Genomic DNA, 14,396 nt, shown 5'->3' with positions numbered 1-14,396 from the left:
CATGCCGCCGGTATTGATCAGCGCGTTTTTGCCACTGACCAATCGGTGCGACGCTGGCGCGCCGGCGTCGAAGCGGGAATGCGATTGCGCCAGACGAAGCGTCCGACTTCAAACAGCATGGTCATGATCAGAATAGTGAGCGGGACCATGAAGATGGCCACCTGGGCATCAGGCTGGGTAGCGAGATCGGCGGCGAGGGAAGGCGTAACACCCGCGAGGAATGCTCCGGCAAGGGCGAGTGCCGAGGCGAAGCCAGCGGCCACGGCCATCTTTACTTTCAGGCCCTTCCGCCCGCGAGACGAGAATAGAGGCATGGGATAGGCGTCTCATCGTTGAGGATGAGGAAGAGAACCACGCAAATGGGGTCTGACTGTGACGCGCTACAGAAATGTGACGGATTGCCCGTCTCAGCAATGATCTGAGGCGAGCACGGTTGGGGCAAGAGCAGGGCGGCGCAGCCGGGCCGGAACCTGGGCGAGAAGCGTCGCAAAGAGGTTGCGGATGGGGTGGCCGCCGCCGTGCGTCGACTGGCGGGCAATGGCGCTTTCGATATCCGGATCGAGCCAGGTCTGGCGATAGAGGTCCTTATAGAGATAGCTGGCGGGAATCATGGCTTGGTCCCTTTCGTGCCAAACTGTTGAATCGGTTCAATTTTCGAATAGACTGTTTCTTGAACCGGTTCAAATGTGCGCCTTTCGCGTGTCGTGGTCAAGCGAAAATTGAACCGATACAAAAACTATGATAGCGAGGAGGGCGGAGAATGTTCATGACTCAAGACAATCCGGTTCGTCTTCGGGACGTGGCGCGGGCGGCGGGCGTGTCGCAGGGCACGGCGTCAAATGTGTTCAACCGGCCCGATATCGTGCGGCAGGAAGTGCGCGAGCGCGTTGAAGCGGCGGCCAGGGAACTGGGCTATGCGGGGCCGAGCCTGACGGGGCGGCTGCTGCGGGCGGGGAAGGTCAATGCCATTGGCGTCGCGACGGCGGAACCGCTGACCTATTTTTTCGAGGACCAGTGGGCGCGGACCATGATGGCGGCGATTGCCGCCGAATGTGACAAGCAGGGGGCGGGGCTTTCCATCGTTTCGGCGATGAACCGTGAGCGGCCGGCCTGGAATATCCAAAGCGCGCTGGTTGATGGGCTGATCCTGCTCTGTGCTGAAGAGGGGCCGGCGCTGATCGGGCAGACCGAGAAGCGTGAGTTGCCCTTTGTGGCGCTGGGACTGGAAGAAAGCACGGTCGATGCGCCTGGTGTCGGCATCGACAACCGGGATGGGGCGCGGCAGGCGGCGGAGCATCTGGTGGCGCTGGGGCACCGCAGGATTGCCATTCTCGGTATCGGGGAAAGCTGGAACGACCGCTGTGCGACGCCCGAAGAGGTGATGACGACGCCGTATCTTACGGTGCGGGATCGTGTGGAGGGCTATTGGGCGGGGCTGGCGACGGCGGGCATTGCCGCAGGGGATGTGCCCTATGCCGATACCGATTCCGAGCGCGAAACCGTGTGGGCGGCGATGTCGAGGCTGTTCGCGATGGAGCGGCCGCCGACGGCCGTGCTGGCGATGTCGGATCGCGTGGCGCTTTTTGCTATCGAATGGCTCAAGAGCCAGAGCCGGCGGGTGCCGGAGGACGTGTCGGTGGTGGGTTTCGACGGGATTCCGGAAGGGGCCGATACGCTGCCGGCGCTGACCACGGTGCAGCAACCTTTCCAGGAATTGGCGGCGCGGGCGGTGGCGTCGATCCTCAATGGCGAGGAGATTGCGGCGCGGACTGTGTTGCCATTGCCGCTGGTGGTGCGGGGCAGCACGGGACCGGCGCCGAAGAGCGAGTTATGACTTTTCGATAACGGCGGATTCGACTACACCAGCCTCGGCTTAAATGGAGGCGGGCATGGCTTTTCTTTCCGATGCGCTCGGACGCGTAGCACCATCTGCGACGGTGGCGATCAGCCAGAAAGCGCGGGTGATGGCTCAGGAGGGCAAGGATATCATCGCCCTTTCCGCCGGCGAGCCGGATTTCGATACCCCGCTCCATGTTCGTGACGCCGCCAAGAAGGCGATGGACGAAGGCAAGACGCGCTACACCAATGTCGATGGCATTCCCGAGCTGAAGGAAGCGGTCGCGCGGAAGTTCAAGCGCGACAATGGGCTCGATGTGACGGCGGCGGACTGCTTTGTGTCGTCGGGCGGCAAGCAGATCATTTTCAATGCGCTGATGGCGACGCTCAATCCGGGCGATGAAGTCGTTATTCCGGTGCCCTATTGGGTGAGCTATCCCGAAATCGTGCGGCTCTGCGGGGCCGATCCGGTTTTTGCCGTGGCCGATGCTTCGACGGGGTTCAAGCTGTCGCCGGAGGCGCTGGAAGCGGCGATCACGCCCAAGACCAAGTGGCTGCTGCTCAATACGCCGTCCAACCCCACGGGGGCTGCCTATACGGCCGAGGAATTGCGCGGGCTGGCCGACGTGCTGCTGCGCCACGAGCATGTGCATATTCTGACCGACGATATCTATGAAGTGCTGGTCTATGACGGCGGCACTTTTTCGACGATCGCGCAGGTGGAGCCAAAGCTGCAGCCGCGCACGCTGACGATGAATGGCGTGTCGAAGTCGCATGCCATGACCGGCTGGCGTATCGGCTATTGCACTGGCCCACGGCCGCTGCTGGCGGCGATGACCAAGCTGCAGGGGCAATCGACCTCCAATCCGACTTCGATCTCCCAGTGGGCCGCTGTGGCGGCGCTGGATGGGCCGCAGGAATTTTTGGGCGAGTGGCGCAAGGTATTTCAGGAGCGCCGTGATCTTGTGGTCAAGGGGCTCAATGCCAATACCGGGCTCGATTGCCTGACGCCGGAGGGGGCGTTTTATGTGTTCCCCTCGTGCAAGCGGCTGCTGGGGAAGACCAGTGCCGGCGGCAAGGTGCTGAATACGGATGAGGATTTCGTCATGGCGCTGCTGGAGGAGACCGGCGTGGCGCTGGTGCATGGCACGGCGTTCGGCCTGCCGGGGCATTTCCGGTTGAGCTATGCGGCGAGCAATGCGGAGCTGGAAGAAGCGGTGAAGCGGATTCAGCAGTTTTGTGCGGGGATTAGCTGATATCCCCTGACCGTCATCCTCGGGCTTGACCCGAGGACACTTCACTTTTGAGGCTCAGCAAGTGTAGGGCCCTCGGGTCAAGCCCGAGGGTGACGAGTGGGGCTGGTGAGGGCAACGCCGTGGGCGGCGTTGCCGGCGGGTGAGTCCTAGCCCAGGAGGCTCGCGAAGCTGAAGCTGGAGCCGGTGTTGCTGGAGCTGCTGCCGGCGCTGAGCTGGTTGAACATCTCAAGTAGCTTGTTGGATGTCGAGTAGTTGGCGACAGCGGCTTCGTATAGCTGGTCAGACCAGCCGGCGGCCTGGCGTTCTTCGGCGCTGAGGGACGAGAAGGCCGAGATCACGTTCTGGCTGAAGGCGGTGGGGTCGGTGGACTGGGAGGCCGATTTGAGGCCGGCCATGAGCACCGAGCTCGACTTGGTGCGGAGCTGGGATTTGGCGGCGGCGACTTCCTGCGAGGTGAACTGACCTTCCTTGTCGAGCACAATGGCTGAGAGCGAGCGGCTGGAGAGGCCGGACAGGTCGACATAGCTCGGGCTGGTCGGCTTGAAGCTCGGGATGCGGCCGGTGGCGTGGATTTCCTCGTAGCGCTTGTCGAGGGCGGTGCGGGCATTGGTGGCGAGGGTCGCCATGGACTGATCGAGCGTGCCGCGGGTTTCCACGAGCTTGATATAGGTGGCGACGGGATCGTCCTCGCCGGCGGAAGGCAGCTTCTTAGGATCGGTCTGCAACTGCTTGAGGCCTTCGGTGATCGCGTCGCGCGAAGCCTTCCAATCTTCGCTGGTCTTTTCCTCGGGGCCAAGGGCGTCGAGGAAGGCGGCGGCGGCGTTGTAGAGGCCGGTATAGTTGCCGGTGACCTGCGCGATCGAATGCGGGCCGGCGAGGGCGGCTTCGAAGCGGCGCTGCATTTCGAGCATGGCGGCTTCGCTCTCTTCGGCCGAGAAGCTCTTGTCGCTGGCAATGGCGTAGATTTCACGCGAGTCGAGGCTCGACATGTCGAGGGCCAGTTCGCCGTTCTGCAGGGGCGATTTGCGGCCGGCGTCTTCGAGCAGTTTTGTCAGCTTGCTGCGGGCGTCGGCGATGACGCTTGCGAACGACTTCTCGGCCAGGGCGGCCTTGGCGGCGTCCGAAAGTGTGATTGATGTTGCCGAGGTTGAGGTGCTCGTCGTCGACGTCTTTGCGGACGTGGCAGCGCTGGTGCTGGCTGTCGTAGCGCTGGTCTGGCTCGACGTGGTGCTTGAATAGCCAGAGTAGTAGGTGGCGGTTACGGCGACCATGGCGGTTCTCCTTGCTGCAAATAGTTAAGCAAGGGTTGTGCCGAGAATTTCTATAGGTTTTTCAATGGTGTGCTGGCGGTTAAATCGGCTGATCGGCAAGATTTGCCGGGCAGATTTGGTGCTAAGCCAACTGGGTAGGGAAAGAAAAAGGCCCCACCCGAGGGGATGGGTGGGGCCAGGGGCCTACGGCAGAGCCGCTGACCTTGGAGGGGCGGGTACCACGTCTGCCCGCCGTCGAAAGCACTATCGCGCGGTGGCCTCTGCGGCACAAACGCGCAATGGGAAGGTCAGCCATGCAGATTTGCAGAATCGCCAAAAAAAGAGGCTCCAACCGAAGTTGGAGCCTTATTGATAGGGCCGAAGCCAAATCTAAGTATGGCCCGACGCAAGGGAGGAGGATTTGCGTCAGTCCGGGTGGGCTCTGATCGAGGGAGGAGGATACGATCAAAACCCGGTGCCGAGCGTCGCGGGTCCCAGGGAGGAGGAAAGGGAGCGGCGTCGCATCGACAAGACTGAATATAGATTTTGACCTTTTGGTCAGCAATGCGTTTCGCGACATGTCAGCTATGCATTAGGCACAGCGACAATGTGTCCAAAAATTGGGCAGCTTGTATGTAAGGGAGTGGCGTCGGGGCACGACCTCGTGGTTCGAGGCTGCGCTGCGTTTCGCACCTCACCATGAGGTCTACTGGAGCGGGGGGGGCGTCAGTTTCGGGGACGGTGATTGCTGTTTTGGGAACGGAGGTTCCCGCTTTCGCGGGGATGACGCTATGGGTGGCGGCGGATGACCTTACTCAAGGCGCGTTCGATAAGTGAAGTGTCCTCGGGTCAAGGCCGAAGATGACGGGAGGGGAGGAGAGGTGTCCCGGGGCCGGGAAGGCGGTGTTGCCGTGGAGCCTTGGCCGTTCAGGCAAAAAAAAGAGGCTCCAACCGAGGTTGGAGCCTGATGACTGGGCCGAAGCCAAATCGAAAGTGGGGCAGAGGCAAGGGAGGAGGATATGCCATCTGCCATGAGCCTTGGGTCAGGGAGGAGGAAGACCCGCAACTCGGTGTCGCGATACGGGGTCCGAGGGAGGAGGAGTTCGGAGCGCGTCTCAGCGACACGACCTATATGAACTCTACCAAGTTAGTCGGCAATCCCGGTACTGACATGTCAGCCATGCATTTTTGCAAGGGTGCTGAAAAAATCACAAACGCCGCGGCCCCAGGGAGGTTCGGCGGGCAGGGTCTTCCAGAGGCTTTGGAAAAGAAAAAGGCTTCGCCCGAGGGGAGAGCGAAGCCTTAGGAGGGTCGGGCCGAAGCCCGTAGGAGGGAACGCAGCGCGATGCAAGGGAGGAGGAGAAACATTCGCGCTGTGATGTGCTCGATATATGGGCGCGCTGCTTATTCGCCAACCAGGTATCTGACATGTCAGATATGCGGTTCGCGCATGTCATGTGAAAACATGTAATGATTTCAATGCCAAGCGAAGAAGGTGCGGCTGGCTGACGCAGCCCATTTTATGGGCTATGGGCCGAAGGCAGATGCCAAAGAACTGCGCATGGTCATTCCGGTGGCGAAGATGACATCGTCGATTTGCCAAAGATTCTGGTCCTCGACGCTGGGCATCAGCACCAGTTGATCGGTGTAATTGGCATCTGGGGATTCTGAGAAGCTGTAGTTGATGTCCACGAAGACCCGGTCGGCTGTCCGATAGGCCGTGCCGATGATGCAGCCATCAGCAAAATCGGGCCAACTGCGCCAGGGCAGTCCATCGCCGAGCGGCGGTTTTTCATCGGGAGCCTTGGCCTGGATCTGGGCATTCTTCGCTTCGGCCTCGGCAATGGCGAGGGTCAGGAAGGGTGTGAGGTTGCTTTCGACCAGTCCCATATCGTCCGACAGGCTGGCCTTGCAGAAGAGTTCCCCGAGCTGTTTGGGGCTCGGCTGGCCGGCGGCGAGGGCCGGTGTCGCTGCTAGGCAGAGAAAAAGGGTGAGCGGCAGTGTCCGCATGGCTGTCCTCCTGGCTATGGCAGGAAGCTACACCGTGGCTTCGAATCTCGCGATGGCCGATTCGAGTTCGCCGAGATGGGAGATTCGCGCATAGCGCGGGTGGTTTTCCGGCTCGTCGGCGCGCTCGTAGGACCAGGTGAGGTCATGCGGGACGTAAACGGCGTAGGCGCCAGCTTCGAGCGGCGGCAGAATGTCCGAGCGGAGGGAATTGCCGGCCATGAGCGTGTGTTCGGGGCCTTCGGTGTGGCGAGCGAAGATGCGGCGGTAGGTTTGCGCGTTCTTGTCGCCGACGATTTCAATTGCGGCGAAATAGTCGGCAAGGCCGGAGGCGGCGAGTTTGCGTTCCTGATCGAACATGTCGCCCTTGGTGACGAGAATCAGGCGGTAGCGGTCTTGCAGGGATTCGAGGGCCTGATCGACATAGGGCAGGGTTTCGATGGGGTAGGTGAGGAGTTCGCGGCCGGCGGCGAGCAGTTCGGCGATGACGGTGCCGGGGACGCGGTGATCGCTGACTTCTAACGCTGTTTCGACCATGGAGAGGGCGAAGCCCTTCATGCCGAAGCCGTAGAATTGCAGATTCTTGGTCACCGAGGCGATGAGGCGGTCGGTGAGGTCGGGCGCGTCGGTGTAGTCCTTGAGGAGTTCGGTGAAGCGCTGCTCGGTCAGGCGGAAGAACTGCTCGTTTTGCCAGAGCGTGTCATCGGCATCGAGGGCGATGGTGGTGATGCGCATTAATTTGCTCTACATAATCGTAGGTCGTCCGGGGACTTCAAAATGACAGCCCTATGGGAAGAAATACATGGTTTTCGAAGCCCGGGAGAATTCTTCCGCTTTGAGTCGTGGATTGAGTCGCAGGTCGAAGAGGGCGGCGCTGTCAAAATAGCGGCAAGCTCTCAATACCTTGGCGCCCCCGTTTCAGCAGAGAGCTGGTATCAACATCGCGAAAGCGGTGAAGTATGGCGGCTGGTTAGACCGGATTTCCCTTTTACAGGTCTATTCGAGCCTGTCCAAAGCCCATCCGGTATCGAGATGCCAGGAATGCTGTCGACTTAGAAGCTCCACTCTCTCGCCTTCGAGACTAGGAAATCGCGGAAGACGCCGACGCGCTTGGAGTTTTTGAGGGCGGGTGGATAGACGAAATAGGCTTCGTAGGCCGGGAGCTCGACTTCGGCGAGGACTTGGGTGAGGCCGTCTTCCTTTTCGGTCACATAGGCGGGGAGCATGGCGATGCCGATGCCGGCGCGGCAGGCCTGCATCATGCCGTAGATGGCATTGACTTTGAGGACGGCGCGGCGGGGGCTCGATTCCGAGCGGCCCATGCGTTCGAGGAAGTTGATGTCGCCGAGATAAGAGGGGACGGGTTCGCCGAAGCTGATGATGCGGTGATTGTCGAGATCCTCGAGCGTCCGCGGCATGCCGTGTTCGTCGATATAGCCGTTGCTGGCATAGAAGTGGTTGTGGACGGTGAAGAGCTTGCGCTGGATCATTTCCGACTGGTTCGGACGATGCAGGCGAATGGCCACGTCGGCTTCGCGCATGGCGAGGTCGAGTTCGGAATCGTTGAGGCGGATTTCGAGCTGGATCAGCGGATAGAGTTTCAGGAACTCGTCGAGCCGCGAGGAAAGCCAGGTCGAGCCGATGCCGACGGTGGTGGTGACGATGAGCGGGCCGGTTGGTTCGTCCTGGCTCTCGGACATCTGCGTTTCGACCTGCTGCAACTCCCAATGCATGCGGTGCGCAGTGCGGAAGAGCTGTTCGCCCACTTCGGTGAGGACGAGGCCGCGGGCGTGGCGGATGAAAAGTTTGAGGCCCAGATCGTCTTCAAGCGCCGAAATCTGTCGGCTGACGGCCGATTGGCTCATGCCCAGCTTTTCGGCTGCATGCGTGAAACTGCCCGACTCGGCGGCCGTGTGGAAAATCCGGAGCTTGTCCCAATCGAGCATTTTCGTGACGCTTTCTCGTTGATGGTCAGCCAGTCAGCCGAACGCTGCCCGACTTAGCGAAAAGTCGGGCAGGCATTATGACGATGTTCCACTTTTCACAGAACATAAAGTCGCAGCCTATTCTGCCGCTTCGGCAAGTTCGTGTTCGGCAAGGTAGCGCTCGGCATCGAGAGCGGCCATGCAGCCCATGCCTGCCGCGGTGACGGCCTGGCGATAGACATCGTCGGTGACGTCGCCGGCGGCGAAAACGCCGGAAATATTGGTTTCGGTGCTGCCCGGCTTCACCTGCAGATAGCCGCCAGCCTTCATGTCGAGCTTGCCGGCAAAGATCGAGGTGGCCGGAGCATGGCCGATGGCGACGAAAACGCCGTCGATCTTCTGCTCATAGACGCGACCGGTCGAATTGTCCTTGAGGGTCACCGTATTGACCGAGGGCGGCATGGCCGCGCCGCCTACTTCCACGACTTCGTGGTGCCAGCGCACTTCGATCTTGGGATTTTTGAACAGGCGCTGCTGCAGGATGCGCTCGGCGCGGAATTCGCCGCGACGGTGCACCATGATCACCTTGGAGGCGAAATTGGTGAGGAAGAGGGCTTCTTCGACGGCCGTATTGCCGCCCCCGACCACGAGCACTTCCTTGCCGCGATAGAAGAAGCCATCGCAGGTGGCGCAGGCGGAGACGCCAAAGCCCTGGAATTTCTGCTCGGACGGCAGACCAAGCCACTTCGCCTGGGCGCCGGTGGCGATGATCAGGGAATCCGCGGTGTAGGTGTCGCCGCTGTCGCCGGTGAGCACGAAGGGACGGCGGTCGAAATCGACATGGGTGATGATGTCGTTGACCATCTTGGTGCCGACATGTTCGGCCTGGGCCTTCATCTGGTCCATGAGCCAGGGGCCCTGGATGACATCGGCAAAGCCGGGGTAGTTCTCGACATCGGTGGTGATGGTGAGCTGGCCACCGGGCTGAAGGCCTTGAATCATCACGGGTTCGAGCATGGCGCGTGCGGCATAGATGGCAGCCGTGTAGCCAGCCGGACCGGAACCAATGATGATGACTTTCGCGTGCATCGCGACGCCTCTTCGACAATAAGGAAAATTCCCTCGGACCCTAATTAAGGGCCGAAGCGGATCGGTTTCAAGGCACTCATGAGAACGGGCCCCTGTCGGGGCCCGCGAATGTGCCGGAAAGACACAGGATATTGTGCCTGTGCCCAAATTTTAGGCGTCAGATATACTTGATCTTGATGATCTCGTAGCTGCGCGCGCCGCCGGGGGCGGCAACTTCGAACGAATCGCCCTCGGTCTTGCCGATCATGGCGCGGGCGATCGGCGAGGAAATGGAGATGCGGCCGGCCGAGGCATCGGCTTCCGGATCGCCCACGACCTGGTAGGTCTTTTCTTCCTCGGTGTCCTCGTCGAGATAGGTGACGGTGGCGCCAAACTTCACGGACGAGCCGGAGAGCTTGCTGACATCGATGATGTCGGCGAGGGCCAGAATGGTCTCAAGTTCCTTGATGCGGCCTTCGTTGAGGCTCTGCTGTTCCTTGGCGGCCGAATATTCAGCGTTTTCAGACAGATCACCATGGGCACGGGCTTCGGCAATGGCGTCGATGATGCGACGGCGTTCATTGGCGGTGCGGTGCTCGAATTCGGCAGTCAGGGTCTTGTGGCCCTGTACGGTCATCGGGATCTTGTCCATGTCGTCTTGCCTCCAATGGGCTTCAGGCAAATGAATCCGGCGCGCCTTGGTCTTTCCCCCCGGAAAGGCCGCCGCGCGCCATGATCAGGTTGTGTTCAGGGGCATCCAGGCGGATGCCATCCAGCAAAGTGTTTCCCCGCCAAACGCCGTTCGGCACACGCTTCACGATAAGTTTTGGGGGAGACGGGAGCCAACTTGCCCGCCCGGCGCGTTCCGGTCAAGCGGGTGTGTTGGGAATGAGATATTCGCTTCTCCCGCCTGTTCAAGTGTGTGGTCGGCAAAACCAGGGAAAGGTAGATTTTCGTGCGGCAATCTCTTCCAGTTCTTCCGCTTTTCGTTTCGGGTCTCGTTTTGGCGATGGCGGCGCCGGCTATTGCGCAGACTGTGGAAAGCAGTGTCGGGCCGCTGCGGGCGACGGTCCTCGCCGAAGGGCTCGATCATCCCTGGGCATTGGCTTTTCTGCCGGATGGGCGTTTTCTCGTTACCGAGCGCAGCGGGCGGCTGGTGCTCATCGAAAGTGGCGTCGTCAGTGGGGTGGTCGAGGGCGTGCCCAATGTCGTGGCGCGGGGGCAGGGCGGGTTGCTCGACCTGGCGCTGGCGCCGGATTTCGAGACGAGCGGGCAGATTTACCTGACCTATGCCGAGCCGGCGGAAGATGCCGGGTTGCAGCGGGGCACGGGCACTGCCGTGATGGCAGCGAAACTGGTGCTGACCAATGGCGGCGGTGGGCAGTTGGAGGATCAGAGGGTGATCTTCCGCATGAACAATTTCACCAATTCGACGCGGCATTTCGGCTCGCGGATCGCCATTGCGCCGGACGGAAACCTGTTCGTGACGCTGGGCGAGCGCGGGGACATGGACCGGGCGCAGGATCCGGAGGATCTGGCAGGCGGGATCGTGCGGATTGCGCCGGATGGTAGCGTGCCGGAGGACAATCCCAAGCCCGAAGGCTGGGCGCCGGAATTCTGGAGCATTGGGCACCGTAACCCGCAGGGGGCAACCATTCGGCCGGGGGATGGCGTGCTGTTCACCGTGGAGCATGGGGCCCGCGGTGGCGACGAGGTCAATATGCCGACGGCGGGCGACAATTTTGGCTGGCCGGTCATTACCTATGGCGTCGATTATTCCGGCGTTGCCATCGGAGAAGGGACAGAGAAGGAGGGGCTGGAGCAGCCTATCCATTATTGGGACCCGTCCATTTCGCCCTCGGGGCTCGATTTTTATGAGGGGAGCCTGATGCCGGACTGGGAGGGAGATCTGCTGCTCGGGGGATTGAGCGGGGCGGTGCTGGTGCGGCTCGATATGGAGGGCGACGCTGTGGTCGCCGAGGAGCGTTTGTTCGAGGGGCAATTGGGCCGCATTCGCGATGTGCGCGTCGGTGCCGATGGCGCCGTCTATCTGTTGACCGATGCGGACAATGGCCAGTTGATCCGGGTGGCGCCTGAGGGCAAGTAGGTCAGGCTTTTACGGACTGCCAGGCGGCATCGGCGAAGATGGCGGCGATGCGCCGGGCCGTATCCGGCGGCGTGGGCGCGGCGCCGCGCAGGTAGCTGTAGGCGGGGCCGAGCATGAGCGCGTGGGCGATGGGGAAGGGCAGCTTTTGCACGTCGCCGCTTAATTGCATGTTGGTATAGGCGGCGGCCGCAGCGTCGTGGCCTGTCGAGAGGAAGGTTCGGAGGCCTTCGAGCTCGTCATTCAGTGGCGCGAGATTCCGCAATTCATCGAGCAGGCGGGACTGGTCGGGATGGGCGAGGCCCCAGATGACGAGGCCGCCGACGGAGGCCTTGATTTGGGTTTCGGCGGAGGCGGAAGGATCGGGGGCGAAGGCGGCCCAGCCGGCGATGGCCTGGCGGAAAAGAGCCTCGGCGATGGCGCCCTTGCCGGAAAAGAAATGATAGATGCTGCCGGTGCTGGCGCCGCTCTTCTCGCGGATCTGGGCGATGGAGGTGGCGCGATAGCCATGCTCCAGGAAGCAGGCGAGAGCGGCGTCGAGAATGGCGCGGCGGCGGTCGGGAATCTCGTTCATGGGAAGAGACTAGACGAAGTTAGAATGACGTTCTAGGGTGAGACTAGAACGATGTTCTAAGTAAGGTCGCTGCTTCTCTGTCGTCGTCATTGCCGGGCTTGTCCCGGCAATCCATCTCGCCGAAGCATGGACCACCGGGACAGGCCCGGTGGTGACGACAGGGCGAGGGTTGTGTGGAAGTGGCTTGGCTGGAGGTGAATTGATGTCCGAGAATGCAGAGCTAGTGAAGCGCTACGTGGCGGCGGTTGAGCGGTTTGATCTCGAAGAGGTGGAGACGCTGATCGACGGGGGAATGACGTTTGAGGAATTGCCCAATCGTATCCGCCCGGCGGGAGGCACCGATGATCATGCGGCGATCCTGGCCGGATTGGCGCGGGCAGGGGAGCGCAAGGTGCTTGCCTCGCAGCGCTACGTCTTTGGCGGCATTGTCGAGGCCGGTGATCGCGTGATCGTGGAGGGGCGCTGGGAGGGTACGATGGCGGTGCCGGTCGGTCGGCTGCGGGTGGGCGACAAGATGATTGCGCATCTCTGCATGATCTTCGGCATCAAGGATGGGAAGATCGCCTGGCAGCGGAATTATGATTGCTACGAGGACTTTTCGGCAAAGTAAAAGGCGCGCCCGACTTGCGGACGCGCCCGACAAAAATGTCCTGGCTTGTGGCTCAGCTAGCCGTCAGGTTGTCAGCCGCCGACTTGCCAGTCCGCTTGTCCTTGACGATCTCGTAGGAGACCTTCTGACCTTCATCCAGGCCGTTCAGGCCCGAACGCTGGACGGCAGAAATGTGGACGAAAACGTCGGCCCCACCTTCATCCGGCTGAATAAAACCATAACCTTTTTGGCCATTGAACCACTTAACGGTGCCCGTTGCCATGATGCGCGTTCCCTCGTGCAGTCGCTGCAATAAGATCCCGATCGATGCACCCGATCCAGATCTCAACTATATCGAATTGTCGGAAAGTGACGTCTGCATAGGCGAATGGCAATTCGCGTTAAATGATCAGTCTGCCGCAATATTCGATCCGATCACCGTAGCGTGAAACGCTGTCCACATCAATATGCGCTTTTTCCAACACAAAGTGCCCGGCAGAATTCCATTTCTGCCAGGTGTCGAACAAGGTCACGACCGCAACGTTTCGGTGCCCGAGTAAGGCCGAAACAAGGACGCAAGGCGGGCCGGTGATTCCACCGGGGCGACTCCTGCGCCATGGAGCATATTGCTCCAGATTTATGTCCAAGAGTGTAACGCAGCATGACAGGGAGAAAAACCCTTCATGGTGATGTGACTGGGATGTTCAGCGTTTTTTCTTGCCAATGAGCCGCTTTTCCGGCAAATCCCGCCCGCCGCGCAATGGGCCGGTTCCTCGAAAGTCATGCCGTCTTGACCAAGACGTTTTACTCATCCGGCGATGTGATCGCCGACCGGCGCGCGGATTATGCCCGCATGCTGGCCGAAGGTGGTGACTACTCTGCCGCCGCCGAACTGATGGACCAGGCGCTCGAAATCGCGCCGGAATGGGCCGCCGGCTGGGATCTGCTCGGCAGTTTTCACGAAAAGGCTGAGAATGTCGCGGGGGCCATATCGGCCTGGCGGCGGCTTGAGGCGCTGGATGATGACGGCGTTTTTGGCGCGCGGCTGAAGCTGGCGGCGCACAATGCCGGGGCGGCTGGCGAGGGCACGGCCGTGAGCTATGTCGAAGCGTTGTTCGACCAATATGCGCCGCAATTTGAGCATTCGCTGGTCGACAAGCTTGGCTATCGCGTGCCGGAAATGCTCGATGCGCTGGTGGTTGAAGAGATGGCGGCGCTGGGAATCGAGCGCTTTTCCAAGGCGATCGATCTGGGTTGCGGCACGGGGCTGATGGGCGAGAAGCTGCGCGAGAAGGTGGATTTTCTCGAAGGCGTCGATATTTCGGCAGCGATGATTGCCGAGACGGCTCGCAAGGGAATCTACGACAATCTGCAGAAGGCGGAGTTGGTGGCAGCGCTCAATGCGCGCCGGGCCGAGGCTGATCTGATGACGGCGGCGGATGTCTTTATTTACTGCGGCGATCTGCAGCCGGTGCTGGCCGCGCTGGTGCCCGCGCTGAAGCCGGGTGGTCTCGTGGCCTTTTCGCTCGAGGCGCATGACGGGGAAGAGGCGCTCTTCCTGCGACCGAGCCTGCGCTATGCTCATGGCGTGGCGGCGACGCGGGATGCGCTGGTGGTGGCCGGGCTGGAAGTGCTGCGATTTGAGACGGCGACGCTGCGGCAAGATCGTGGGGCGCCGATCACTGGCATTCTCGTGCTGGCGCGCAAGCCGGCCGTGGAACTGACGGCAGCTAATGATGGGGCATCGGGCGGTAACGTCGCGGCCTAGTCAAAGTCCTCGCGGCAGG

General features: G+C 61.2%; 15 protein-coding genes. 5 read left to right on the top strand and 10 right to left on the bottom strand.

Annotation, left to right across the window (positions count from 1 at the left end; genetic code table 11):
• Nucleotides 1-17 precede the first annotated feature (17 nt).
• Both JP75_RS05605 and JP75_RS05600 read right to left on the bottom strand, forming a co-directional pair.
• Complete coding sequence (locus JP75_RS05605; protein WP_035080408.1) at nt 18-269, bottom strand: hypothetical protein; 252 nt, start codon at nt 267-269, stop codon at nt 18-20.
• Between the two features lie 138 nt (nt 270-407).
• Nucleotides 408-611 carry a hypothetical protein gene (locus tag JP75_RS05600; RefSeq protein WP_035080406.1) on the bottom strand — a complete coding sequence of 68 codons (204 nt, stop codon included), beginning with the start codon at nt 609-611 and terminating at the stop codon, nt 408-410.
• Between the two features lie 149 nt (nt 612-760).
• On the opposite strand from JP75_RS05600, the gene JP75_RS05595 reads away from it, so the two are divergent.
• Both JP75_RS05595 and JP75_RS05590 read left to right on the top strand, forming a co-directional pair.
• Nucleotides 761-1,834 carry a LacI family DNA-binding transcriptional regulator gene (locus JP75_RS05595; protein ID WP_341872266.1) on the top strand — a complete coding sequence of 358 codons (1,074 nt, stop codon included), beginning with the start codon at nt 761-763 and terminating at the stop codon, nt 1,832-1,834.
• 55 nt (nt 1,835-1,889) lie between these two features.
• Nucleotides 1,890-3,092 (top strand): pyridoxal phosphate-dependent aminotransferase, encoded by a 1,203-nt coding sequence (locus tag JP75_RS05590; RefSeq protein WP_035080405.1) that lies wholly within the window; start codon nt 1,890-1,892, stop codon nt 3,090-3,092.
• Nucleotides 3,093-3,238: 146 nt separating this feature from the next.
• On the opposite strand, the gene JP75_RS05585 is transcribed toward JP75_RS05590, so the two are convergent.
• From JP75_RS05585 to greA, 6 genes are all read right to left on the bottom strand, one after another.
• Nucleotides 3,239-4,363 carry a hypothetical protein gene (locus JP75_RS05585; RefSeq protein ID WP_035080404.1) on the bottom strand — a complete coding sequence of 375 codons (1,125 nt, stop codon included), beginning with the start codon at nt 4,361-4,363 and terminating at the stop codon, nt 3,239-3,241.
• A gap of 1,506 nt (nt 4,364-5,869) precedes the next feature.
• Nucleotides 5,870-6,352: a hypothetical protein gene (locus JP75_RS05575; RefSeq protein ID WP_035080402.1), complete on the bottom strand. Its 483-nt coding sequence runs from the start codon at nt 6,350-6,352 to the stop codon at nt 5,870-5,872.
• A 27-nt stretch (nt 6,353-6,379) separates the two neighbouring features.
• Nucleotides 6,380-7,084 carry an HAD family hydrolase gene (locus tag JP75_RS05570; protein WP_035080401.1) on the bottom strand — a complete coding sequence of 235 codons (705 nt, stop codon included), beginning with the start codon at nt 7,082-7,084 and terminating at the stop codon, nt 6,380-6,382.
• 317 nt (nt 7,085-7,401) lie between these two features.
• Nucleotides 7,402-8,295, bottom strand: a complete 894-nt coding sequence (locus tag JP75_RS05565; protein ID WP_035080400.1) for a LysR family transcriptional regulator — start codon at nt 8,293-8,295, stop codon at nt 7,402-7,404.
• Between the two features lie 117 nt (nt 8,296-8,412).
• Entirely contained in the window at nt 8,413-9,363 is a 951-nt protein-coding gene (trxB, locus tag JP75_RS05560) for a thioredoxin-disulfide reductase (RefSeq protein ID WP_035080399.1), read from the bottom strand.
• 157 nt (nt 9,364-9,520) lie between these two features.
• The gene (gene greA, locus JP75_RS05555) at nt 9,521-9,994 is read right to left on the bottom strand and encodes a transcription elongation factor GreA (RefSeq protein WP_035080398.1); all 474 of its coding nucleotides are present in this window, start codon (nt 9,992-9,994) and stop codon (nt 9,521-9,523) included.
• A gap of 357 nt (nt 9,995-10,351) precedes the next feature.
• On the opposite strand from greA, the gene JP75_RS05550 reads away from it, so the two are divergent.
• Nucleotides 10,352-11,449, top strand: coding sequence for a PQQ-dependent sugar dehydrogenase (locus JP75_RS05550; protein WP_035080631.1), 1,098 nt, complete (start codon nt 10,352-10,354; stop codon nt 11,447-11,449).
• A gap of 1 nt (nt 11,450) precedes the next feature.
• Here JP75_RS05550 and JP75_RS05545 read toward each other — a convergent pair whose 3' ends face one another.
• The gene (locus JP75_RS05545) at nt 11,451-12,020 is read right to left on the bottom strand and encodes a TetR/AcrR family transcriptional regulator (RefSeq protein ID WP_051960395.1); all 570 of its coding nucleotides are present in this window, start codon (nt 12,018-12,020) and stop codon (nt 11,451-11,453) included.
• A 202-nt stretch (nt 12,021-12,222) separates the two neighbouring features.
• Here JP75_RS05545 and JP75_RS05540 point away from each other — a divergent pair, with 202 nt between their 5' ends.
• The gene (locus JP75_RS05540) at nt 12,223-12,630 is read left to right on the top strand and encodes a nuclear transport factor 2 family protein (RefSeq protein ID WP_051960394.1); all 408 of its coding nucleotides are present in this window, start codon (nt 12,223-12,225) and stop codon (nt 12,628-12,630) included.
• Nucleotides 12,631-12,682: 52 nt separating this feature from the next.
• Here JP75_RS05540 and JP75_RS05535 read toward each other — a convergent pair whose 3' ends face one another.
• On the bottom strand, nt 12,683-12,892 hold the full coding sequence (locus JP75_RS05535; RefSeq protein ID WP_035080396.1) for a cold-shock protein: 210 nt from the start codon (nt 12,890-12,892) through the stop codon (nt 12,683-12,685).
• Nucleotides 12,893-13,399: 507 nt separating this feature from the next.
• Here JP75_RS05535 and JP75_RS05530 point away from each other — a divergent pair.
• Entirely contained in the window at nt 13,400-14,377 is a 978-nt protein-coding gene (locus tag JP75_RS05530; RefSeq protein WP_244446263.1) for a class I SAM-dependent methyltransferase, read from the top strand.
• Nucleotides 14,378-14,396 lie beyond the last annotated feature (19 nt).

This window comes from Devosia riboflavina, assembly GCF_000743575.1.
GTDB classification, from domain to species: domain Bacteria; phylum Pseudomonadota; class Alphaproteobacteria; order Rhizobiales; family Devosiaceae; genus Devosia; species Devosia riboflavina.
This window is presented reverse-complemented; position numbering and strand designations above follow the sequence as displayed.

Excerpts from the sequence above, each read along its gene's own strand:
- JP75_RS05590 (WP_035080405.1), top strand. The coding sequence starts at position 1,890 with ATGGCTTTTCTTTCCGATGCGCTCGGACGCGTAGCACCATCTGCGACG.
- JP75_RS05535 (WP_035080396.1), bottom strand. The coding sequence starts at position 12,892 with ATGGCAACGGGCACCGTTAAGTGGTTCAATGGCCAAAAAGGTTATGGT.
- JP75_RS05595 (WP_341872266.1), top strand. The coding sequence starts at position 761 with ATGTTCATGACTCAAGACAATCCGGTTCGTCTTCGGGACGTGGCGCGG.
- JP75_RS05540 (WP_051960394.1), top strand. The coding sequence starts at position 12,223 with ATGTCCGAGAATGCAGAGCTAGTGAAGCGCTACGTGGCGGCGGTTGAG.
- JP75_RS05585 (WP_035080404.1), bottom strand. The coding sequence starts at position 4,363 with ATGGTCGCCGTAACCGCCACCTACTACTCTGGCTATTCAAGCACCACG.
- JP75_RS05545 (WP_051960395.1), bottom strand. The coding sequence starts at position 12,020 with ATGAACGAGATTCCCGACCGCCGCCGCGCCATTCTCGACGCCGCTCTC.
- JP75_RS05575 (WP_035080402.1), bottom strand. The coding sequence starts at position 6,352 with ATGCGGACACTGCCGCTCACCCTTTTTCTCTGCCTAGCAGCGACACCG.
- greA (WP_035080398.1), bottom strand. The coding sequence starts at position 9,994 with ATGGACAAGATCCCGATGACCGTACAGGGCCACAAGACCCTGACTGCC.
- trxB (WP_035080399.1), bottom strand. The coding sequence starts at position 9,363 with ATGCACGCGAAAGTCATCATCATTGGTTCCGGTCCGGCTGGCTACACG.
- JP75_RS05570 (WP_035080401.1), bottom strand. The coding sequence starts at position 7,084 with ATGCGCATCACCACCATCGCCCTCGATGCCGATGACACGCTCTGGCAA.
- JP75_RS05550 (WP_035080631.1), top strand. The coding sequence starts at position 10,352 with ATGGCGGCGCCGGCTATTGCGCAGACTGTGGAAAGCAGTGTCGGGCCG.
- JP75_RS05605 (WP_035080408.1), bottom strand. The coding sequence starts at position 269 with ATGGCCGTGGCCGCTGGCTTCGCCTCGGCACTCGCCCTTGCCGGAGCA.
- JP75_RS05565 (WP_035080400.1), bottom strand. The coding sequence starts at position 8,295 with ATGCTCGATTGGGACAAGCTCCGGATTTTCCACACGGCCGCCGAGTCG.
- JP75_RS05600 (WP_035080406.1), bottom strand. The coding sequence starts at position 611 with ATGATTCCCGCCAGCTATCTCTATAAGGACCTCTATCGCCAGACCTGG.